Consider the following 20,088-nt stretch of genomic DNA (forward strand, 5'->3'; position numbering starts at 1 on the left):
GATCTTTTTATGCCCGTTACCCCCAATTCACTGCTTCAGGCCTCTGTCCAGGCCAAGCCCCAGGTCGCCGTCAATTCACCGGCAGCGGCCCCGGCCCTCGGGGATAGAGCCTCCAGCTTCGCTCAAGTCTTCGCCAAGCAGGCGCCAGCCAAAACAGCGGCGGCCCCAGAGCCCTCGGTGAAATCGGCCCGCGACAAGGCTGCCGACAACAGCGTCAAAAAAGACACGGGCAACGAAAGCGCTGCCGCCGCGGAGCCGACGGTTGCCGATAGCGGCAAACCCTTGCCCGCGGACAAGCCGACCAGTGCCGACGACAAGGCGGCCAGCGATGACAGCGCCGACTCGGCTGAAACGCCGGTGGCGGATGCGGCGCCTGCCGATCCGAGCCTCGATCCAGGCGTGCTGCCGGATATGACGGTGCCGGTCGCGGCCACCGCGGAACCTGCCCCCGTGGTGGTCGCGGCTGATGCGCCAGTAACCACCGCAGCCGCGGCACCGGTTGTCCCATTGGCCGCGCCGGCCCAGCCTGCGGTCCCGGCCGTCGATCCAGCCTTCGACCCGGAAGCCGACCCACTCGATGCATTGCCCGCCTTGCGCTTGGCGATGGAGCAGGGCGGGCATGTTTCCGCCACCAGCCAGGCGCAGCCCAAGAGCGCTGCCCCGGCGCCGTCCGACGGTGAGCCGACATCGGCGCAGACCTTTGCCGCTGGCATGGCGAGCATGCTCAGTGTGCAAGCCGACCAGAACAGTACCGAGTCCGGCAGCCAGGGCGGCGACAAGGCCTTCGGTGGCTTGATCAGCGAGGGCCTCAAGGACCTGGGTTCCGCGTCCAGTGACACCCGCGTGGATGATTTCGCCAACCGCCTGGCTGCTTTGACCCAGGCCGCTACGCCCAAAACCGCCAACGCGGCGCCGGTCAACCAACCTATCGCGATGAATCAGAGCGGTTGGACCGAAGAGGTGGTCAATCGGGTGATGTACCTGTCCAGCGTCAATCTCAAGGCGGCGGACATCCAGTTGCAACCCGCCGAGCTCGGGCGCCTGGATATCCGGGTGAACATGGTTCCGGACCAGCAGACCCAAGTCACGTTCATGAGTGCCCACTCCGGCGTTCGTGAAGCGCTCGAGGGCCAGTTGCATCGCCTGCGGGAAAGTTTTACCCAGCAGGGCATGGGCCAGGTCGACGTCAGTGTGTCGGATCAATCCCGTGGTTCGCAGAATCAGGAGCAGCAAGCCCAGCAGCAGGCCCGGGCCGGGCGTACGACATCCTCCAGTGGGTCGGTGGATGCCGCGGATGAATCCGCGCCGGTCAGCATCGCTGAAGTGGCCGCCAGCACGACCAGCGTCATCGGCACGAGCGCGGTCGACTACTACGCCTGATCAAGCGCTGCACCTCGTGTGGGAGCGGGCTTGCTCGCGAATGCGATACAACATTCAACACTTGTGTTGGCTGCCAGACCGCATTCGCGAGCAAGGCCGCTCCCACATCGATTGGGGTTAGCCCGAATCACTCGCCGTCTCTTTCCCTTCCGACACTTCTGGCATAACACTTGCTCCAGCCTTGCCGTGCAACAGTGAAAACCCCGATTAGTGACGGATTATTGGCATGGCGAAGAGCGAAGCAGCAGCTGTAAAAGACCCTGCAACCAAAGGCAAACTCAAGCTGATCATCATGATCGTGGTGGGTTTGCTCCTGGCGATCGGCCTGTCCGTGGGGGCCACCTGGTATTTCATGCACAACGCACAAAGCAAGCCTGCGGTGGCGGCCGAGGCTGCGCCGGTGGGCAAGCAGCCGGCGATTTTCGAACCGATGGCGCCCGCCTTTGTGGCCAACTACACCGTAAACGGTCGTCAACGCTACATGCAGGTCAGCATTACGTTGCAGGGTCGCAACCAGGCTGACCTGGAAGCGCTGCGGGTGCACATGCCGCTGATCCGCAATAACCTGGTGATGCTGTTCTCCGGACAGAACTTCGACACCCTGGCCACGCCCGTCGGCCAGGAAATGCTGCGCCAGAAAGCCACGGCCAGCGTGCAGGAAGTGGCTCAGAAAGAGCTCGGCAAAGTGGTGATCGAACAGTTGCTCTTCACTAACTTCGTATTGCAGTAGGAACACGACATGGCCGTGCAGGACCTGCTGTCCCAGGACGAAATCGATGCGCTGTTGCATGGTGTCGACGACGGTCTGGTACAGACCGAAAACGCTGCTGAACCGGGCAGCGTCAAAAGCTACGACCTGACCAGCCAGGATCGCATCGTTCGCGGACGCATGCCGACCCTGGAAATGATCAACGAGCGTTTCGCCCGGTACACCCGTATCAGCATGTTCAATATGCTGCGCCGCTCGGCCGACGTGGCCGTCGGTGGCGTACAGGTGATGAAGTTCGGTGAATACGTGCATTCGCTGTACGTGCCCACCAGTCTGAACCTGGTGAAGATCAAGCCGTTGCGCGGCACCGCGCTGTTCATCCTCGACGCCAAGCTGGTGTTCAAGCTGGTGGATAACTTCTTCGGGGGCGACGGTCGACACGCCAAGATCGAAGGCCGTGAATTCACCCCGACCGAGCTGCGGGTGGTGCGCATGGTGCTGGAGCAGGCCTTCATCGATTTGAAGGAAGCCTGGCAGGCGATCATGGAAGTGAACTTCGAGTACATCAACTCGGAAGTGAACCCGGCCATGGCCAACATCGTCGGACCGAGCGAAGCCATTGTGGTCTCGACCTTCCACATCGAACTCGATGGCGGCGGCGGCGACCTGCACGTGACCATGCCGTATTCGATGATCGAGCCGGTGCGCGAAATGCTCGATGCCGGCTTCCAGTCGGATCTGGACGACCAGGACGAGCGCTGGATCAATGCCTTGCGCCAGGACGTGCTCGATGTCGATGTGCCGATCGGCGCGACGGTCGCCCGGCGCCAACTGCGTCTGCGGGACATCCTGCACATGCAGCCGGGGGACATCATTCCCGTCGAAATGCCGGAAGACATGATCATGCGCGCCAACGGCGTGCCGGCCTTCAAGGTGAAGATGGGCTCTCACAAAGGCAACTTGGCGTTGCAGGTGATCGAGCCGATCGAACGCCGCTGAAGGGTGTCGAACCCTTGAGTTTTTAACGGATATTAAGTTTTTTACTGATTTTTGCCCGCCGAGGACAAATGATGGCTGACGATATGAATACCCAGGATGACCAGGCGCTGGCCGACGAATGGGCTGCGGCCCTGGAAGAAACCGGCGATGCCGGGCAGGCCGACATCGACGCCTTGCTGGCCGCCGACAGTGGTAATCACGGGTCCAACCGCTTGCCGATGGAAGAGTTTGGCAGCGTGCCCAGGAGCAACGAGCCGGTCACGCTGGATGGACCGAACCTGGACGTGATCCTTGATATCCCGGTGTCGATCTCCATGGAAGTGGGCAGCACCGATATCAACATCCGCAACCTGCTGCAGCTCAACCAGGGCTCGGTGATCGAGCTGGACCGCCTGGCCGGCGAGCCGCTCGACGTGCTGGTCAACGGCACCTTGATCGCCCATGGCGAAGTGGTGGTGGTCAACGAGAAGTTCGGCATTCGCCTGACGGACGTGATCAGTCCGAGCGAACGCATCAAGAAGCTGCGCTGAGTGAAAGGTTTCCTCGCCGCAGCGTCGATGCTGCCATTGAGCGTGCTGGCGGCCGAACCGGTTGCCACGGCGACCGTTGCGCCGGCGGTGGGCAGTGGTGTCGCCGGGCAACTAGCGCAACTGGTGCTCGGCTTGCTGCTGGTGCTGGGCTTGATCTTCTTTCTCGCCTGGCTGTTGCGGCGCGTTCAGCAGGCGGGGCCGACCGGCAAGGGCCAGGTCATCGACATCGTCGGTTCCCGCGCACTGGGACCTCGCGACCGGCTGGTGCTGGTCCAGGTCGGCAACGAGCAGATCCTGCTGGGCCTGAGCCCAGGCACCATCACCGCCTTGCACGTGCTCAAGGAGCCGGTTCACATCCCTTCCGCCGAGCCGGCCCGCCCCGAATTTGCCCAGCGCCTCATGGAACTGCTGGGGAAAGACCAGAAGGATAAGAAGTAATGCCGTTGCGCATTCTGTTGGCATTGGCCCTGATGCTGGCCGCACCGTTGGCGTTCGCCGCCGACCCGCTGTCGATCCCGGCGATCACCCTGGGGACCAACGCCGAAGGGGCCCAGGAATACTCGGTCAGCCTACAGATCCTGCTGATCATGACCGCGCTGAGTTTCATCCCGGCGTTCGTCATGCTGATGACCAGTTTCACCCGGATCATCATTGTCTTTTCGATCCTGCGCCAGGCCCTGGGCCTGCAGCAGACCCCCTCGAACCAGATCCTCACTGGCATGGCGCTGTTCCTGACCATGTTCATCATGGCGCCTGTGTTCGATCGGGTGAACCAGGATGCGCTGCAACCTTACCTGGCAGAGAAGCTCAGTGCCCAGGATGCCGTGGCCAAGGCCCAGGTGCCGATCAAGGACTTCATGCTGGCCCAGACGCGCAGCAGTGACCTGGAGCTGTTCATGCGCCTGTCCAAGCGCACCGATATCCCCAGTGCCGACCAGGCGCCGCTGACCATCCTGGTGCCGGCGTTCGTGACATCCGAGCTGAAAACCGCGTTCCAGATCGGTTTCATGATTTTCATCCCGTTCCTGATCATTGACCTGGTGGTCGCCAGCATACTGATGGCCATGGGCATGATGATGCTCTCGCCGCTGATCATTTCCCTGCCGTTCAAGATCATGCTGTTTGTGCTGGTGGATGGCTGGGCGCTGATCATCGGTACCTTGGCGGGCAGTTTCGGCGGTGTTTAGGCCTTTTGTGCGGGTAGGACGATATGACGCCTGAAGTAGCGGTAGACCTGTTCCGTGAAGCGCTCTGGCTGACGACCATGATGGTTGCCATCCTGGTGATCCCCAGCCTGTTGGTGGGGTTGCTGGTGGCGATGTTCCAGGCTGCGACCCAGATCAACGAACAGACCTTGAGCTTCCTGCCGCGCCTGCTGGTGATGCTGGTGACGTTGATCGTCGCCGGCCCCTGGCTGGTGCAAACTTTCATGGAATACATCCTGCAGCTGTACGGCAGTATTCCGCAGTTGATCGGCTGACCCCATGTCGATGCTCGAGCTGACGGATACCCAGATCAGTTCCTGGGTGGCCTCGTTCATCCTGCCGCTGTTTCGCGTCACCGCGGTGCTGATGAGCATGCCGGTCTTCGGCACGACCCTGCTGCCTCGGCGCGTGCGCTTGTATTTCGCCCTGGCGATCACGGTCGTCATCGCGCCCGGGCTGCCCCCGATGCCGCCGGTCAATGCCCTGGACCTCAGTGCGCTGATGCTGGTGGCCGAGCAGATTCTCATCGGGGCTTTGATGGGGTTCTCGCTGCAACTGTTCTTCCAGGCTTTCGTGGTGGCCGGGCAAATCATCTCGATCCAGATGGGCATGGCCTTTGCGTCCATGGTCGACCCCACCAACGGCGTCAACACAGCGGTGATCGGTCAGTTCCTGACGATGCTGGTGACCCTGTTGTTCCTCGCCATGAACGGGCACCTGGTGGTGTTCGAGGTCTTGACCGAGAGCTTTACCACCCTGCCGGTGGGCAGTGCGTTCCTGGTCAATCATTTCTGGGAAATCGCCGGCAAGCTCGGCTGGGTCCTGGGCGCGGCGATGGCGCTGGTATTGCCGGCGATCACTGCGTTGCTGGTGGTCAACATCGCGTTTGGCGTGATGACCCGCGCGGCGCCGCAATTGAATATTTTCTCCATTGGCTTCCCGCTGACCCTTGTGCTGGGCATGGTGATTTTCTGGGTCAGCCTGGGGGATATCCTCAATCAGTATCAGCCGCTGGCCACCCAGGCCTTGCAGCTTTTGCGCGACATGGCACAGGCACGCTGAACCATGGCCGAAAGCGAGAGTGGTCAGGACAAGACAGAAGACCCCACGGAAAAGCGCCTGCGCGAATCCCGGGAAAAGGGCGAGACCGCCCGCTCCAAGGAACTCAACACGCTGGCGATCATGCTGGCCGGGGCGGGCGGGTTGCTGATTTATGGCGGCGGGTTGGCCCTGGACCTGCTGGAAATCATGCGCCTGAATTTCTCCCTGCCCCGCGAGGTGCTGCTGTCTCCGGGGGCCATGTCCCAGTATCTGCTGCACTCGGGCAAGATCGCGATCCTGGCGGTGCAGCCGGTCTTGATCTGCTTGCTGCTGGCTGCTTTCATCGGCCCGATTTCCCTGGGCGGCTGGTTGTTCGCCGCCGGTAGCCTGGCCCCCAAGTTCAGCCGGATGAACCCGGCTGCCGGCATTAAGCGCATGTTTTCCACCACGGCGCTGATGGAGTTGCTCAAGGCGTTTGGGAAATTCCTGCTGATCCTGTTCGTCGCGCTGACAGTGTTGCAGGCCGACATCGACGATCTGCTGCGCATTGCTCACGAACCGCTGGAGCAGGCGATTATCCACAGCGTGCAGTTGGTGGGCTGGAGCGCGTTGTGGATGGCTTGCGGCCTGATCCTGATCGCCGCCATCGACGTGCCGATCCAGCTGTATCAGAGCAAGCAGAAGCTGATGATGACCAAGCAGGAGGTACGCGACGAACACAAGGACGCGGAGGGTAAGCCAGAGGTCAAGCAGCGGATCCGGCAGTTGCAGCGCGAGGTCTCCCAGCGGCGGATGATGGCGGCAATCCCCGACGCCGATGTGGTCATCACCAACCCGACTCACTACGCCGTCGCCCTCAAGTACGATCCCGACAAGGGCAACGCTCCGGTCTTGCTGGCCAAGGGCAGCGACTTCCTGGCCTTGAAGATCCGCGAGATCGCCGTGGCCAATGAGGTCATGCTGCTCGAGTCCCCGGCCCTGGCGCGATCGATTTACTACTCCACCGAACTCGACCAGGAAATCCCTGGAGGCCTGTACCTGGCCGTGGCCCAGGTGTTGGCCTACGTCTACCAGATCCGCCAGCACCGCGCGGGCAAGGGCAAGCGCCCCGAGCCGCTGAAAGACTTGCCGATTCCGCCGGATTTGCGTCGCGATTCCTAAGGTGCGAGCGGATTGGGCGGCGTCGGGCCAGGCTCCTCCTGAGCTACGGAACTCTGCTCCACTTGTTGGTTGAAGCGACATAGCGAAAGTGGTGGGTATCGCCTGTTTTAAGCTGCAGTTCGACTCCTGTTGCCAGGTTGGTACCCATGACGGTAGCGGTGTAGGTTGCACTGGAGGTCAGGGTGACCTTGTCGTTGTTCCAGGCATTGGCAGGAAGTGTGATCTGCCGGACAAAGTCCCCGTTCCTGAAATGCACCTGGGTTTCTTCGGTGCCGGTATCTGCCATCTGGGCGCCCGCCTGGGCTGCGCCATAACTGTGTATGGCCGCCTTTACCACCTGCCAGGCGCCTTGGTTGAACATGAAGAGGTACTGGTCGCCCCGCTGGCAGCGATAGACCCGCTCGCCGGATTGACGATGGATATGGCTGTGCCAGCCTTCGGTGGCCGTTATGTCGGACGCTATCTCGAGATACCTATAGGCAGGTGCTGTGCCTGGCAGGTAGATGTGTTCTGTCCAGTTGTAATCCTCGGTCCGATAACGAATGAATTTCTCATCGGCACCTACGTTCGGGACCGTATCGCCCGAGGCGTTGGGGGAGTGGACAACTTCGGGCTGCACTATCCATTTGGATTGGAGGGCGTTGTAGATGAATAGCACTACATCACCTTGCACCAGCATCAGATTGTCGGTTGGAATGTTACTGTTGGATACTTGGAGGGTTGTATGCCATTGAGCCTTGTTGATGATGAGCACGGTGCCATCGGGTGTTGCATAGGGAGGAAGGTGCAGCGTGTCCCGCCAATTGCCGTCGTATATGTCCAAGACGATTGCCCGGTGTCCATGGGGTATGAAGCCGTTGGTAAGTTCCTGAGGCGTTAGTGAAAGGGCGCTCCATTGCTTGCTTCTGAAGCTGTTGGCATGAATGCAGTTGTCGATATGCCGGTGTCGCAAGGACCAGTCCGTATTGATGATGTGATACTTCATGATCGGTGAATTTGCAGCGCCTGCTGGGAACCAGTTCATGACGTCTGAGGACATGTCGTCAGGTTGATAGACTTGGGTGTATTTATGCGCCTGGATGGCGCGTAGCTCATAGTCGGGTTTGGGCTCGTTACCCACCCGATCGATGAAACTCTTCAGTTCGCCGCTGGAAGGCCGATCCGTGCCTATCCAGCGTTGATTGACCCCTGGCCAGAACAGCGGATCTCGTTGGCTGCTGTTGTAGGCGATCACGACATTCTTCTGCAAGGCCCATAACTGCCTGAGTACCAGCATGTTCCACTTGGGCTCGATCAATCGGTTGCCCAGTCGGTTTTTTATGATTGTGGCCAACTCCCGATGTGCTGCGTCGGTAAAGTCTTTGAATCCATGGAAATCGAGGATCACCACTTCTTTATCGTGGGTGGTATAGAGGTTTATCGCCGCTTGCAGGCAGTCGCCTGAAACGGTCCTGCCAGAGTTACCGCTGTGGAAGATCGAAAATCTTCTGGGGTCTGACTGCGCAAGGCCCCAGTAAAACTGGACCCTCAGATCGAGCACCCGGATACCTGTATGTAATTGACTATGGGGTGATACGTCCTGGCAGGTCTCGAGGCTGTTGCTGTAACCAGCCTGCTTATCCATCGCCGAGTTGTGCGTGCCGGGCAATATCATTTCATCGATGCGCAGGCTCCCGGTAACGCCGGGGTAGTAGCCCATCCAGTTGGGTCGAACATTGTTGAAGGGCGAGCAGATACCTCCACTGATACTGCCGTTCGGGCACCAGCCGACCCGGGGTGCTGAAAACCCCTCATCATCAGGGGCGGGTTCACAGTGGGTCGCTTGTTCGGTGTCGGGGTATGGCTCGTAAGGGAAGGGCGTGAAATCAGGCGGAACATAAGGTTTCAGCACGCCCTGTTCATCCAAGTGGTCCGGATGTACGCCCATTTGTTTGGCAAGAGAAGTGTTATCGGTCATGACAAGCCTCCGCCAGATGCGCTGCGGCTTTCGGTAGCGCCACATTGATCGGGCATCCATTCAACACTCCGTTGTCTGTCTTGACCACTCTCAGATGTGTCAGGTTGACGCTCCGCTTGTTCGGTGCTAGCGGCATGCGCAGCTTCTGGGCCAGTACCTGGGTTCGACTCAATTTTTGCGTTCCACCAAAGTTGGACGGCTTTTTGCAAAAGCAGCTCCCAAGACGCTATGGGCGTCAAAAGTTTGCTTCACAGGAACGGGGAATATTGGTGGATCGCTCTCAGTTACTCAGCACCGCACGCAACAACGTAGCAGACCTCAGCCGGGGCAATCTGGGCGTGCCGTTGTTGCTGATGGTCATGCTCGCCATGATGATGCTGCCGGTGCCGCCGTTCCTGCTGGACGTGTTCTTCACGTTCAACATCGCCCTGTCGATCGTCGTGCTGCTGGTGTGCGTATACGCCCTGCGGCCGCTGGACTTCGCGGTGTTTCCGACCATTCTGCTGGTGGCGACGCTCATGCGTCTGGCGCTGAACGTAGCGTCCACCCGGGTCGTGATGATCCACGGTCATGAGGGGCACGAGGCTGCCGGTAAAGTGATCCAGGCCTTCGGTGAAGTGGTGATCGGCGGTAACTACGTGGTTGGTATCGTGGTCTTCGCCATTTTGATGATCATCAACTTCGTCGTGGTGACCAAGGGCGCCGGGCGGATTTCCGAGGTGAGCGCGCGTTTCACCCTCGATGCGATGCCCGGCAAGCAGATGGCGATCGACGCCGATCTCAACGCCGGCCTGATCGACCAGAGCCAGGCCAAGCTGCGTCGCCTGGAGGTGGCCCAGGAAGCCGAGTTCTATGGCTCCATGGACGGTGCCAGCAAATTCGTGCGCGGTGACGCCATCGCCGGTTTGCTGATTCTGTTCATCAACCTGGTCGGTGGCATGGCCGTCGGTATCTTCCAGAATGGCATGAGCTTCGGCGATGCCGGCAAGGTCTACGCCTTGCTGACCATCGGTGACGGTTTGGTGGCGCAATTGCCATCACTGTTGTTATCCACAGCGGCCGCGATCATGGTGACCCGTGCTTCGGGCTCCGAAGACATGGGCAAGCAGATCGGCCGGCAAATGTTTGCCTCGCCCAAGGCCTTGGCAGTGGCTGCTGGCTTGATGGCGGTGATGGGGATTGTGCCCGGGATGCCGCATTTCTCCTTCCTGAGCATGGCGGCCATGGCGGCAGGTGGTGCCTACCTCTTCTGGAAGAAGCAGAACGTGCAGAAGGTCCAGGCCCTGCAAGAGGTCAAGCGCCAGCAGGAACTGCTGCCGTCGCCAGCCCGCGCCATGGAAACCAAGGAGCTGGGTTGGGATGACGTGACCCCTATCGATATGATCGGCCTGGAAGTCGGTTATCGCCTGATTCCATTGGTCGACCGCAACCAGGGTGGTCAGTTGCTGGCGCGGATCAAGGGGGTGCGCAAGAAGCTCTCCCAGGACCTGGGCTTCCTGATGCCCACCGTGCACATCCGCGACAACCTCGACCTGGCGCCGAGCGCGTACCGCCTGACGTTGATGGGGGTGATCCTGGCCGAAGCCGAGATCTATCCCGACCGTGAATTGGCGATCAACCCCGGCCAGGTCTACGGCAGCCTCAACGGCATCACCGCCAAGGATCCGGCTTTCGGCCTGGAGGCGGTGTGGATTGAAATCAGCCAGCGGGCCCAGGCCCAGTCCCTCGGCTATACCGTGGTGGACGCCAGTACCGTGGTGGCGACGCACTTGAACCAGATCCTGTACAAGCATTCCAGCGAGCTGATTGGCCACGAAGAAGTCCAGCAACTGCTGCAAGTATTGGCCAAAGGCTCGCCGAAGCTGGCTGAGGAGCTGGTGCCGGGCGTGGTTTCGTTGTCGCAGTTGCTCAAGGTGTTGCAGGCGCTGCTGGCCGAACAGGTGCCCGTGCGTGACATACGCAGTATCGCCGAAGCCATCGCCAACAACGCCTCCAAGAGTCAAGATACCGCCGCCTTGGTGGCTGCGGTTCGGGTTGGCGTGTCCCGTGCAATCGTCCAAAGCATTGTAGGCACTGAGTCTGAGCTGCCTGTGATCACCTTGGAGCCAAGGTTGGAACAGATATTGCTCAATAGTCTGCAGAAGGCAGGACAAGGCTCGGAAGAGGGTGTCCTGCTGGAGCCAAGCATGGCCGAGAAGCTGCAGCGTTCGTTGATCGAAGCAGCCCAGCGGCAGGAAATGCAAGGCCAACCGGTGATCCTGCTGGTGGCCGGTCCGATTCGCGCGATGCTCTCGCGATTCGGGCGCCTCGCGGTCCCGGGGCTGCATGTGCTGGCGTATCAGGAAATACCGGACAACAAGCAAGTGACCATCGTTGCGACAGTAGGGCCCAACGGCTGAGGTAGTGGTTTATGCAAGTGAAGCGTTTTTTCGCCGCCGACATGCGTCAGGCCATGAAACTGGTTCGTGACGAGCTGGGCGCTGAAGCAGCCATCATTGGCAACCGTCGTATTGCCGGCGGTGTCGAACTGACGGCGGCCCTGGATTACAAATTGTCGGCGCTGGCTCCACGGATTCCGAACATGGAACTCGAAGACGAGCTGCGCAAGACCCAGTCGCGCATCGCCAGCGCCCAAGCCGAACTGAGCCTGCGCAGCAGCGAAGGCGAAGGGGCGGCGGGTACCAATCGTCAATTGTTCGCCGGTCAGCCACTGACCGCCGGCCTGCCATTGACCGCTGCCGAACCACTGATCGAACAGGCCCAGGCCGAACCGCGTCGTCCGGAGCCAGCGCCTGCCGCGCCAGCCCGTGGGCTCGACCCGCGCGCCCTGGACTCGATGCGCTTTGAACTCAACAGCCTGCGCGAGTTGATGGAAGTCCAACTCGGCTCCCTGGCCTGGAACCAGCTGCAAGGCAGCCGTCCGGCCCAGGCCAATCTGTGGCGTCGCCTGCAACGCATCGGCCTGTCCGGTCCGTTGTCCCGGGACCTGCTGGCGCTGATCAATGGCATCGAAGAGCCGCGCCAGGCCTGGCGCATGTTGTTGGCGCACCTGGCGCGGATGATCGCGACCCCGGAAGTCGAGCCGTTGGAAGAGGGCGGGGTAATTGCCATGGTCGGCCCTGCCGGCATGGGCAAGACCACCACCCTGGCCAAGCTCGCCGCCCGTTATGTACTCAAGTACGGCGCCCAGAGCATCGCCCTGGTGAGCATGGACAGTTTCCGCATCGGTGCCCAGGAACAACTCAAGACCCTGGGCCGGATCCTCAATGTGTCGGTGACCCATGTGGATCCGGGGCAATCCCTGGCCCAGGCGCTGGAGCCGCTGCTGCGCAAACGCGTCGTGCTGATCGATACCGCAGGCCTGCAAGCCAGCGATCCGGCCCTGCGCATGCAGCTCGAAAGCCTGGCCGGGCGCGGCATCAAGTCAAAAAATTATCTCGTGTTGGCAACCACCAGCCAGAAACAGGTTCTAACCGCCGCATACCACAGCTACAAACGCTGCGGGCTGGCCGGCTGCATCCTGACTAAGCTGGACGAAACGGCAAGCCTGGGCGAGGTGTTGAGCCTGGCGATCGGTCATGAACTACCGGTGGCCTACCTGACCGACGGGCCGCGGATCCCGGATGATTTGCATCTGCCGCGCCGTCATCAACTGGTCAGTCGTGCCGTGAGTGTGCAAATGCAGGAAGAACCCAGCGAAGAAGCCATGGCTGACATGTTCGCTGATATCTACCACAGCCCGACCAAGCAGGTCGGCTGAGGTAATCATGAAAATTTTTTGTACCTACATCGATGGCCTGCCTTGCATTGTTCCGTATGCGAACGCGCAGCCAGTAATGTGGCCTCCGTCTAAGAAGACAAGGTAAAGAACGAACATGGGCAGCATGCATCCCGTACAGGTGATCGCGGTGACCGGCGGCAAAGGTGGCGTCGGGAAGACTAACGTGTCAGTGAACTTGTCCCTGGCTCTGGCAGAGCTTGGCCGACGGGTCATGCTGCTGGACGCCGACCTGGGCCTGGCGAACGTCGACGTGTTGCTGGGGCTTACCCCCAAGCGCACCCTGGCGGACGTGATCGAAGGCCGTTGCGAACTGCGCGACGTGTTGTTGCAGGGGCCGGGCGGGATTCGCATCGTGCCGGCGGCCTCGGGCACCCAGAGCATGGTTCACCTGACCCCGGCGCAGCACGCGGGCCTGATCCAGGCTTTCAGTGACATCGGCGACAACCTCGATGTGCTGGTGATCGACACCGCGGCCGGCATCGGCGACTCGGTCGTCAGTTTCGTGCGCGCCGCCCAGGAAGTGCTGCTGGTGGTCTGCGATGAGCCAACGTCCATCACCGACGCCTACGCCCTGATCAAACTGCTTAACCGCGACTATGGCATGAACCGCTTCCGCGTCCTGGCCAACATGGCCCAGAGCCCGCAGGAAGGACGCAACCTGTTCGCCAAGTTGACCAAGGTCACCGATCGCTTCCTGGACGTCGCCCTACAATACGTCGGCGCCGTGCCGTACGACGAAAGCGTGCGCAAGGCCGTCCAGAAGCAACGTGCCGTTTATGAAGCCTTTCCACGTTCCAAATGCGCGCTGGCGTTCAAGGCGATCGCCCAGAAGGTCGACACCTGGCCGCTGCCGGCCAACCCTCGCGGGCATCTGGAATTTTTCGTCGAGCGTCTTGTGCAACAAACAGCAGGGCCCGTGCTATGACAGCCAGCGGTTACAACCACCTCTACAAAAAATCGGCACGGGACGCCCAGTACGAATTGATCGAGCGTTACGCGCCACTGGTCAAGCGTATCGCCTATCACTTGCTGGCGCGATTGCCAGCCAGCGTGCAGGTCGAGGACTTGATCCAGGCCGGCATGATCGGCCTGCTTGAAGTGTCGAACAAATACGACGCCAGCAAGGGTGCCAGTTTCGAGACCTATGCCGGTATACGCATTCGCGGGGCGATGCTCGATGAAGTCCGCAAGGGCGATTGGGCCCCGCGTTCGGTGCACCGCAATACCCGCATGGTCAGCGACGCGATTCGGGCAATTGAAGCGAAAACCGGACGTGACGCTAAAGATCACGAAGTTGCGGCCGAACTCCAGTTGAGTCTCGATGATTATTACGGGATTTTGAACGATACCTTGGGCAGCCGCCTGTTCAGTTTCGACGACCTGCTTCAGGACGGCGAACACGAAGGGCTGCATGAGGATGGCGCGAGTGCTCACATGGAGCCATCGCGTGACCTGGAAGATGAGCGTTTCCAGAGCGCGCTGGCGGATGCGATTGCCAATTTGCCGGAGCGTGAGCGACTGGTCTTGGCGCTGTACTACGACGAAGAGCTGAATCTCAAGGAAATCGGTGAGGTCCTGGGGGTCAGCGAATCGCGGGTCAGCCAGTTACACAGCCAGTGCGCGGCCCGTTTGCGGGGGCGTTTGGGGGAGTGGCGAGCGCGCTGACAGGCAGTGTGGGGACACTGCGAACGAGGCTGGCCTGGCAGGTACTGCGCCAGTCTCCGTCCGTTGTGCTCCAGGCTGTTGTCGAGCGTTGTGCCGGATTGATTGAAATGGCGCGTCCAGGTGCTGGGCGCGTTTAAGACTGCTTGGAGGTCGAATTGGACAAGAACATGAAAATCCTCATCGTTGATGACTTCTCAACGATGCGGCGGATCATTAAAAACCTGTTGCGTGACCTTGGGTTCACCAACACGGCCGAAGCAGATGACGGGACCACTGCGCTCCCGATGTTGCACAGTGGCAACTTCGATTTCCTGGTCACCGACTGGAACATGCCGGGCATGACCGGTATCGACCTGCTGCGCCAAGTGCGTGCCGACGAAAAACTCAAGCATCTTCCGGTGCTGATGGTCACTGCCGAAGCCAAGCGCGAGCAGATCATCGAAGCGGCCCAGGCTGGTGTAAACGGCTATGTGGTCAAACCCTTCACGGCCCAGGCGTTGAAAGAGAAGATCGAAAAAATCTTCGAACGCATCGGTTAACGGCGCCACGGGGGAGCTATGGACAACGAATCTTCAATGGGCGATTTCGAATCGACCCTGAAAAAACATGCCCGCGAACTGGTCGACAGCCTTGAAAAAGGTCGCTTTGGCGATGCGGTTCAAATGATCCATGAGCTCAACCAGACCCGTGACCGCGGTCTGTATCAGGAAGTGGGCAAGCTCACGCGTGAACTGCACAGCGCGATTGTCAATTTCCAGATCGACCCGCACATGCCGCAGGCCGAGGAAGTCTCGCAGATCACCGACGCCACCGAGCGCCTGGGGTATGTGGTCAAGCTGACCGAGGCCGCCGCCAACCGCACCATGGACCTGGTGGAAAGTGCAACGCCGCTGGTCAATGGCCTGAGCGAAGAAGCCCAGGCCTTGAGCACCGACTGGGGCCGGTTCATGCGTCGCGAAGTCGGCGCTGAAGAGTTCCGGGAACTGGCCCGTCGGGTCGACGGTTTCCTGACGCGCAGCAGCACCGAGAACCGCGCGGTGGCAAGCAACCTCAACGACATTCTGCTGGCCCAGGACTATCAGGACCTGACCGGCCAGGTGATCAAGCGTGTGACCCAACTGGTCACCGAAGTGGAAAGCAACCTGCTCAAACTGGTGCTGATGGCCAGCCAGGTCGACCGCTTTGCAGGCATCGAACACGACCGTGAAGCGATGCTTGCTGAAAAAGATCCACAAAAACATCTCTCGCAGGGTGAAGGTCCGCAAATTCATGCCGATAAAAGAGAAGACGTTATGTCCGGTCAGGACGATGTGGACGATCTGCTGTCCAGCCTTGGATTTTGATTTAGCCCTATTTTAGGAGCAGCCATTAATGAGCTTCGGCGCCGATGAAGAGATCCTTCAGGATTTCCTGGTTGAGGCCGGCGAGATTCTAGAGCAACTGTCCGAACAGCTGGTCGAGCTGGAAAGCCGACCTGATGATGCGGACCTGCTCAATGCAATTTTTCGCGGTTTCCACACTGTAAAAGGAGGCGCCGGCTTCCTCCAGCTCAACGAGCTGGTGGAGTGCTGTCACATTGCCGAGAACGTGTTCGACATCCTGCGCAAGGGTGAGCGTCGCGTTGATTCGGAGTTGATGGACGTGGTGCTCGAAGCGCTGGATGCGGTCAACAGCATGTTCAGCGAAGTGCGTGAGCGCTCGCCGATTACCCCTGCCACCCCCGAGCTCCTCGCCGCGCTGTCGCGCCTGGCCGAGCCGCAGTCGGCTGACGAAGCGGCGCCAGCTGTCGAGGTAGTGGTGGAAGAACCGGTCGCCGAGGAATCGGGCGACATCACCGATAACGAATTCGAACAACTGCTGGACTCCCTCAATACCGTCAAGGCCCAGGCCGAGGCACCGGCCGCTCCGGTTGCACCTGCCGCGCCGGTCGCCGACGGGACCTCCAGCGATGAAATCACCGATGCCGAGTTCGAGTCGCTGCTCGACCAGCTTCACGGCAAGGGCCAGTTCGCGGCGGATGCCGTTGCTCCGCCAGCGGCCCCGGCCGCTCCGAAAGCGGCGGGCGACAGCTCGGACATCACCGACGACGAATTCGAAGCCTTGCTCGATCAGTTGCATGGCAAGGGCAACTTTGCCGTTGACGCACTGGACTCGGCCATCGCTTCGGCACCGACCCCGGCCAAACCCGCTGCCGCCGCAGCAGGTAGCGACCTGATCAGCGACCACGAATTCGAATCATTGCTTGATGAGCTGCATGGCAAGGGCAAGTTCAGCGAAGTCGGTACCGCTTCTGCTGCGCCTGCTGCCGCCACTGCGGCGGCATCGGTGGCCAAGGCTGCGCCCAAACCCGCCGCCAAGGCGCCGGAGCCCAAGGCCGAGCCCGCCAAGCCTGCCGCTGCCGCCCCGGCGCCAGCCCGCGCTCCGGCCGCTGCGCCAGCGGAAAAGCCGGCCAGCGAAGCAGAGACCACCGTTCGGGTCGACACCGCACGCCTGGACGAGATCATGAACATGGTCGGCGAACTGGTACTGGTGCGTAACCGCCTGGTGCGCCTGGGCCTCAACAGCCAGGACGAAGCCATGTCCAAGGCCGTGTCGAACCTCGACGTGGTTACGGCGGACCTGCAGACCGCGGTCATGAAGACCCGGATGCAGCCGATCAAGAAAGTCTTCGGGCGCTTCCCGCGCCTGGTTCGTGACCTGGCTCGCCAGCTCAAGAAAGAAATCAACCTGGAACTGGTGGGTGAAGAGACCGACCTCGACAAGAACCTTGTCGAGGCCCTGGCCGACCCGCTGGTCCACTTGGTGCGCAACGCGGTCGACCACGGCATCGAGTCGCCGGAAGAGCGCGAAGCCTCGGGCAAGGTCCGCAGCGGCAAGGTGATCCTGGCCGCCGAGCAGGAGGGCGACCACATCCTGCTGTCGATCTCCGACGACGGCAAAGGCATGGACCCCAACGTGCTGCGTTCCATTGCGGTGAAACGCGGTGTGATGGACAAGGATGCCGCCGATCGCCTGAGCGACACCGAATGCTACAACCTGATCTTCGCCCCGGGTTTCTCCACCAAGACCGAGATTTCCGATGTGTCGGGTCGTGGCGTGGGCATGGACGTGGTGAAAACCAAGATTTCCCAGCTCAACGGTTCGATCAACATCTACTCGACCAAGGGCCAGGGCTCGAAGATCGTCATCAAGGTCCCGTTGACCCTGGCGATCATGCCGACCCTGATGGTGATGCTGGGCAACCAGGCCTTCGCCTTCCCGCTGGTCAACGTCAACGAGATCTTCCACCTCGACCTGTCGCGCACCAACGTGGTGGACGGCCAGGAAGTGGTGATCGTACGGGACAAGGCACTGCCGCTGTTCTACCTCAAGCGTTGGCTGGTCAGCTCCGCGGCTCATGTGGAGCAGGGCGAGGGCCATGTGGTGATCCTTTCGGTGGGCACCCAGCGGATCGGCTTCGTCGTCGACCAATTGGTGGGCCAGGAAGAAGTGGTCATCAAGCCGTTGGGCAAGATGCTCCAGGGCACCCCGGGCATGTCCGGCGCCACCATCACCGGCGACGGCCGCATCGCGTTGATTCTCGATGTGCCAAGCATGCTCAAGCGTTACGCCGCCCGGCGTATTTGATTCTGGAGGGGCGTGGCCCAGGGCCGCGCCTCGTCTAACGGAGTGTTTATGGTAGTTAAAGTCCTGGTGGTGGACGATTCAGGGTTTTTCCGTCGCCGCGTCTCGGAAATTCTTTCGGCGGACACGACTATTCAGGTCGTCGGTACCGCGACTAACGGCAAAGAGGCGATCGATCAGGCCCTGGCACTCAAGCCGGACGTGATTACCATGGACTACGAGATGCCGATGATGGATGGCATCACGGCGGTGCGGCATATCATGCAGCGCTGCCCGACCCCGGTGTTGATGTTCTCGTCCCTGACCCACGAAGGCGCCCGGGTGACCCTCGATGCGCTGGACGCCGGGGCGGTGGATTTCCTGCCGAAGAATTTCGAAGACATTTCGCGCAACCCCGACAAGGTCCGGCAGTTGCTGTGCGAAAAGGTCCACAGTATTTCCCGCAGCAATCGCCGTGTCGGTGCCTACAGCGCACCGGCGCCAGCCCCGGTTGCGGCGCCAGCGCCGACGCCGACGGTTTCGAGCAGCTTCAATCCGGCACCGGCACGCAGCGCCCCCGCACCTGCGCCGACGCGTTCGGCACCGGCCAGCGCATCGTCGCCAGCACCCAAGCGCAAGGCCTACAAACTGGTGGCGATCGGTACGTCCACGGGTGGACCGGTGGCGTTGCAACGGGTCCTGACTCAGTTGCCGGCCAACTTCCCGGCCCCCATCGTGCTGATCCAGCACATGCCCGCGGCGTTCACCAAGGCGTTTGCCGAGCGTCTGGACAAGCTGTGCAACATCAGCGTCAAGGAAGCCGAGGATGGCGACATCCTGCGTCCGGGCCTGGCGTTGCTGGCGCCGGGTGGCAAGCAGATGATGATCGACGGTCGTGGCGCGGTGAAAATCCTGCCGGGTGACGAGCGCCTGAACTACAAGCCTTGCGTGGACATTACCTTCGGTTCCGCGGCCAAGTCCTACGGTGACAAAGTTCTGGCGGTGGTGCTCACCGGCATGGGCGCCGACGGTCGCGAAGGCGCGCGCCTGCTCAAGCAGGGCGGCAGTGCGATCTGGGCCCAGGACGAAGCCAGTTGCGTGATCTACGGCATGCCAATGGCCATCGTCAAAGCCGATCTTGCCGATGCCGTGTATGGGTTGGACGACATCGGTAGACACCTGGTCGAGGCCTGCCTGTAATGGATGTGCTCAGCCTGATTGGCATCATCATGGCGTTCGTCGCCATCATTGGCGGCAATTATCTGGAAGGTGGTCATCTGGGCGCGCTGGCCAACGGCCCGGCGGCGTTGATCGTGCTCGGTGGCACCATTGGCGCGGCGCTGTTGCAGTCGCCCATGAGCGCTTTCAAACGCGCCATGCAGGTGTTGATCTGGATTCTGTTCCCGCCCCGTGTCGACTTGGCCGGTGGTATCGATCGGGTGGTGAACTGGAGCCTGACCGCTCGCAAGGAAGGCCTGCTGGGCCTGGAAGGGGTGGCCGATGCCGAGCCCGACAGCTACTCGCGCAAAGGCCTGCAATTGCTGGTGGACGGCGCCGAGCCGGAAGCCATCCGCAGCATCCTGGAGGTGGATTTCTACACCCAGGAAAGCCGCGACATCGAAGCGGCCAAGGTATTCGAAAGCATGGGCGGCTATGCGCCGACCATCGGCATCATCGGTGCAGTGATGGGCCTGATCCATGTGATGGGCAACCTGGCCGATCCGTCGCAGTTGGGCAGTGGTATCGCCGTGGCGTTCGTTGCCACGATCTATGGCGTGGCGAGTGCCAACCTGGTGCTGCTGCCTATCGCGGCCAAGCTCAAGTCCATCGCGTTGCGCCAGTCGCGCTACCGCGAAATGCTGCTGGAAGGGATCCTGTCGATCGCCGAAGGTGAAAACCCGCGCTCCATTGAGTTGAAGCTTCAGGGCTTCATGGACTGATGGAAAACGTAGGGCGCCCAGGATTGCGCCAAACCTGTGGCGAGGGGATTGATCCCCGTTGGGTCGCGAAGCGGCCCCAAAACCTGACATCTCGATGTGCCAGGTTGATCGAGTCGT

19 protein-coding genes are annotated in these 20,088 nt (G+C 61.0%); 18 read left to right on the forward strand and 1 reads right to left on the reverse strand.

What is annotated here, in order from left to right; translation table 11 throughout:
* Positions 1-9: 9 nt before the first annotated feature.
* The 9 genes from ACMTA2_RS09050 (at position 10) to flhB (ending at position 7,025) form a co-directional block, all read left to right on the forward strand.
* Positions 10-1,380 carry a flagellar hook-length control protein FliK gene (locus ACMTA2_RS09050; RefSeq protein ID WP_413794578.1) on the forward strand — a complete coding sequence of 457 codons (1,371 nt, stop codon included), beginning with the start codon at positions 10-12 and terminating at the stop codon, positions 1,378-1,380.
* Between the two features lie 226 nt (positions 1,381-1,606).
* Positions 1,607-2,110, forward strand: coding sequence for a flagellar basal body-associated protein FliL (gene fliL, locus ACMTA2_RS09055; protein ID WP_413794579.1), 504 nt, complete (start codon positions 1,607-1,609; stop codon positions 2,108-2,110).
* Between the two features lie 9 nt (positions 2,111-2,119).
* Complete coding sequence (gene fliM, locus ACMTA2_RS09060) at positions 2,120-3,088, forward strand: flagellar motor switch protein FliM (RefSeq protein WP_053120288.1); 969 nt, start codon at positions 2,120-2,122, stop codon at positions 3,086-3,088.
* Positions 3,089-3,159: 71 nt separating this feature from the next.
* Positions 3,160-3,618: a flagellar motor switch protein FliN gene (gene fliN / locus ACMTA2_RS09065; RefSeq protein WP_413795616.1), complete on the forward strand. Its 459-nt coding sequence runs from the start codon at positions 3,160-3,162 to the stop codon at positions 3,616-3,618.
* A gap of 27 nt (positions 3,619-3,645) precedes the next feature.
* On the forward strand, positions 3,646-4,056 hold the full coding sequence (gene fliO / locus ACMTA2_RS09070; protein WP_413795617.1) for a flagellar biosynthetic protein FliO: 411 nt from the start codon (positions 3,646-3,648) through the stop codon (positions 4,054-4,056).
* The gene (fliP, locus tag ACMTA2_RS09075) at positions 4,056-4,805 is read left to right on the forward strand and encodes a flagellar type III secretion system pore protein FliP (RefSeq protein WP_413794580.1); all 750 of its coding nucleotides are present in this window, start codon (positions 4,056-4,058) and stop codon (positions 4,803-4,805) included. The genes fliO and fliP overlap by 1 nt, the downstream gene beginning before the upstream one ends.
* Positions 4,806-4,828: 23 nt before the next feature.
* Positions 4,829-5,098, forward strand: coding sequence for a flagellar biosynthesis protein FliQ (gene fliQ / locus ACMTA2_RS09080; protein ID WP_003184009.1), 270 nt, complete (start codon positions 4,829-4,831; stop codon positions 5,096-5,098).
* 4 nt (positions 5,099-5,102) lie between these two features.
* Complete coding sequence (fliR, locus tag ACMTA2_RS09085) at positions 5,103-5,885, forward strand: flagellar biosynthetic protein FliR (RefSeq protein ID WP_413794581.1); 783 nt, start codon at positions 5,103-5,105, stop codon at positions 5,883-5,885.
* A 3-nt stretch (positions 5,886-5,888) separates the two neighbouring features.
* Positions 5,889-7,025, forward strand: coding sequence for a flagellar biosynthesis protein FlhB (flhB, locus tag ACMTA2_RS09090; protein WP_413794582.1), 1,137 nt, complete (start codon positions 5,889-5,891; stop codon positions 7,023-7,025).
* A gap of 43 nt (positions 7,026-7,068) precedes the next feature.
* Here the strand turns inward: flhB and ACMTA2_RS09095 are convergent, their stop codons facing one another.
* Positions 7,069-8,982, reverse strand: coding sequence for a hypothetical protein (locus ACMTA2_RS09095; protein WP_413794583.1), 1,914 nt, complete (start codon positions 8,980-8,982; stop codon positions 7,069-7,071).
* A 269-nt stretch (positions 8,983-9,251) separates the two neighbouring features.
* Here ACMTA2_RS09095 and flhA point away from each other — a divergent pair, with 269 nt between their 5' ends.
* The 9 genes from flhA to ACMTA2_RS09140 all read left to right on the forward strand — a co-directional run bounded on the left by flhA (position 9,252) and on the right by ACMTA2_RS09140 (position 19,971).
* Positions 9,252-11,381, forward strand: a complete 2,130-nt coding sequence (gene flhA, locus ACMTA2_RS09100) for a flagellar biosynthesis protein FlhA (protein WP_413794584.1) — start codon at positions 9,252-9,254, stop codon at positions 11,379-11,381.
* 11 nt (positions 11,382-11,392) lie between these two features.
* Positions 11,393-12,742, forward strand: coding sequence for a flagellar biosynthesis GTPase FlhF (gene flhF, locus ACMTA2_RS09105; protein ID WP_413794585.1), 1,350 nt, complete (start codon positions 11,393-11,395; stop codon positions 12,740-12,742).
* A 115-nt stretch (positions 12,743-12,857) separates the two neighbouring features.
* Positions 12,858-13,688: a flagellar synthesis regulator FleN gene (gene fleN, locus ACMTA2_RS09110; RefSeq protein ID WP_003184001.1), complete on the forward strand. Its 831-nt coding sequence runs from the start codon at positions 12,858-12,860 to the stop codon at positions 13,686-13,688.
* Positions 13,685-14,428, forward strand: coding sequence for an RNA polymerase sigma factor FliA (gene fliA, locus ACMTA2_RS09115; protein WP_003184000.1), 744 nt, complete (start codon positions 13,685-13,687; stop codon positions 14,426-14,428). The genes fleN and fliA overlap by 4 nt, the downstream gene beginning before the upstream one ends.
* A gap of 167 nt (positions 14,429-14,595) precedes the next feature.
* Positions 14,596-14,967, forward strand: a complete 372-nt coding sequence (locus ACMTA2_RS09120) for a chemotaxis response regulator CheY (RefSeq protein ID WP_003199125.1) — start codon at positions 14,596-14,598, stop codon at positions 14,965-14,967.
* A gap of 18 nt (positions 14,968-14,985) precedes the next feature.
* On the forward strand, positions 14,986-15,771 hold the full coding sequence (locus ACMTA2_RS09125; protein WP_060738635.1) for a protein phosphatase CheZ: 786 nt from the start codon (positions 14,986-14,988) through the stop codon (positions 15,769-15,771).
* A gap of 28 nt (positions 15,772-15,799) precedes the next feature.
* Positions 15,800-18,055 (forward strand): chemotaxis protein CheA, encoded by a 2,256-nt coding sequence (locus ACMTA2_RS09130; protein ID WP_413794586.1) that lies wholly within the window; start codon positions 15,800-15,802, stop codon positions 18,053-18,055.
* Positions 18,056-18,103: 48 nt separating this feature from the next.
* Positions 18,104-19,231: a protein-glutamate methylesterase/protein-glutamine glutaminase gene (locus ACMTA2_RS09135; RefSeq protein WP_413794587.1), complete on the forward strand. Its 1,128-nt coding sequence runs from the start codon at positions 18,104-18,106 to the stop codon at positions 19,229-19,231.
* Entirely contained in the window at positions 19,231-19,971 is a 741-nt protein-coding gene (locus ACMTA2_RS09140; RefSeq protein WP_003199135.1) for a flagellar motor protein, read from the forward strand. The genes ACMTA2_RS09135 and ACMTA2_RS09140 overlap by 1 nt, the downstream gene beginning before the upstream one ends.
* The last annotated feature ends 117 nt before the right edge of the window (positions 19,972-20,088 follow it).

The organism is Pseudomonas medicaginis (assembly GCF_965119365.1).
Classification (GTDB): Bacteria; Pseudomonadota; Gammaproteobacteria; order Pseudomonadales; family Pseudomonadaceae; genus Aquipseudomonas.

Bases quoted from the DNA above. Each gene is read 5' to 3' on its own strand.
- ACMTA2_RS09050 (WP_413794578.1), top strand. From the start codon at position 10: ATGCCCGTTACCCCCAATTCACTGCTTCAGGCCTCTGTCCAGGCCAAG.
- fliL (WP_413794579.1), top strand. From the start codon at position 1,607: ATGGCGAAGAGCGAAGCAGCAGCTGTAAAAGACCCTGCAACCAAAGGC.
- fliM (WP_053120288.1), top strand. From the start codon at position 2,120: ATGGCCGTGCAGGACCTGCTGTCCCAGGACGAAATCGATGCGCTGTTG.
- fliN (WP_413795616.1), top strand. From the start codon at position 3,160: ATGGCTGACGATATGAATACCCAGGATGACCAGGCGCTGGCCGACGAA.
- fliO (WP_413795617.1), top strand. From the start codon at position 3,646: ATGCTGCCATTGAGCGTGCTGGCGGCCGAACCGGTTGCCACGGCGACC.
- fliP (WP_413794580.1), top strand. From the start codon at position 4,056: ATGCCGTTGCGCATTCTGTTGGCATTGGCCCTGATGCTGGCCGCACCG.
- fliQ (WP_003184009.1), top strand. From the start codon at position 4,829: ATGACGCCTGAAGTAGCGGTAGACCTGTTCCGTGAAGCGCTCTGGCTG.
- fliR (WP_413794581.1), top strand. From the start codon at position 5,103: ATGTCGATGCTCGAGCTGACGGATACCCAGATCAGTTCCTGGGTGGCC.
- flhB (WP_413794582.1), top strand. From the start codon at position 5,889: ATGGCCGAAAGCGAGAGTGGTCAGGACAAGACAGAAGACCCCACGGAA.
- ACMTA2_RS09095 (WP_413794583.1), bottom strand. From the start codon at position 8,982: ATGACCGATAACACTTCTCTTGCCAAACAAATGGGCGTACATCCGGAC.
- flhF (WP_413794585.1), top strand. From the start codon at position 11,393: ATGCAAGTGAAGCGTTTTTTCGCCGCCGACATGCGTCAGGCCATGAAA.
- fleN (WP_003184001.1), top strand. From the start codon at position 12,858: ATGGGCAGCATGCATCCCGTACAGGTGATCGCGGTGACCGGCGGCAAA.
- fliA (WP_003184000.1), top strand. From the start codon at position 13,685: ATGACAGCCAGCGGTTACAACCACCTCTACAAAAAATCGGCACGGGAC.
- ACMTA2_RS09120 (WP_003199125.1), top strand. From the start codon at position 14,596: ATGAAAATCCTCATCGTTGATGACTTCTCAACGATGCGGCGGATCATT.
- ACMTA2_RS09125 (WP_060738635.1), top strand. From the start codon at position 14,986: ATGGACAACGAATCTTCAATGGGCGATTTCGAATCGACCCTGAAAAAA.
- ACMTA2_RS09130 (WP_413794586.1), top strand. From the start codon at position 15,800: ATGAGCTTCGGCGCCGATGAAGAGATCCTTCAGGATTTCCTGGTTGAG.
- ACMTA2_RS09135 (WP_413794587.1), top strand. From the start codon at position 18,104: ATGGTAGTTAAAGTCCTGGTGGTGGACGATTCAGGGTTTTTCCGTCGC.
- ACMTA2_RS09140 (WP_003199135.1), top strand. From the start codon at position 19,231: ATGGATGTGCTCAGCCTGATTGGCATCATCATGGCGTTCGTCGCCATC.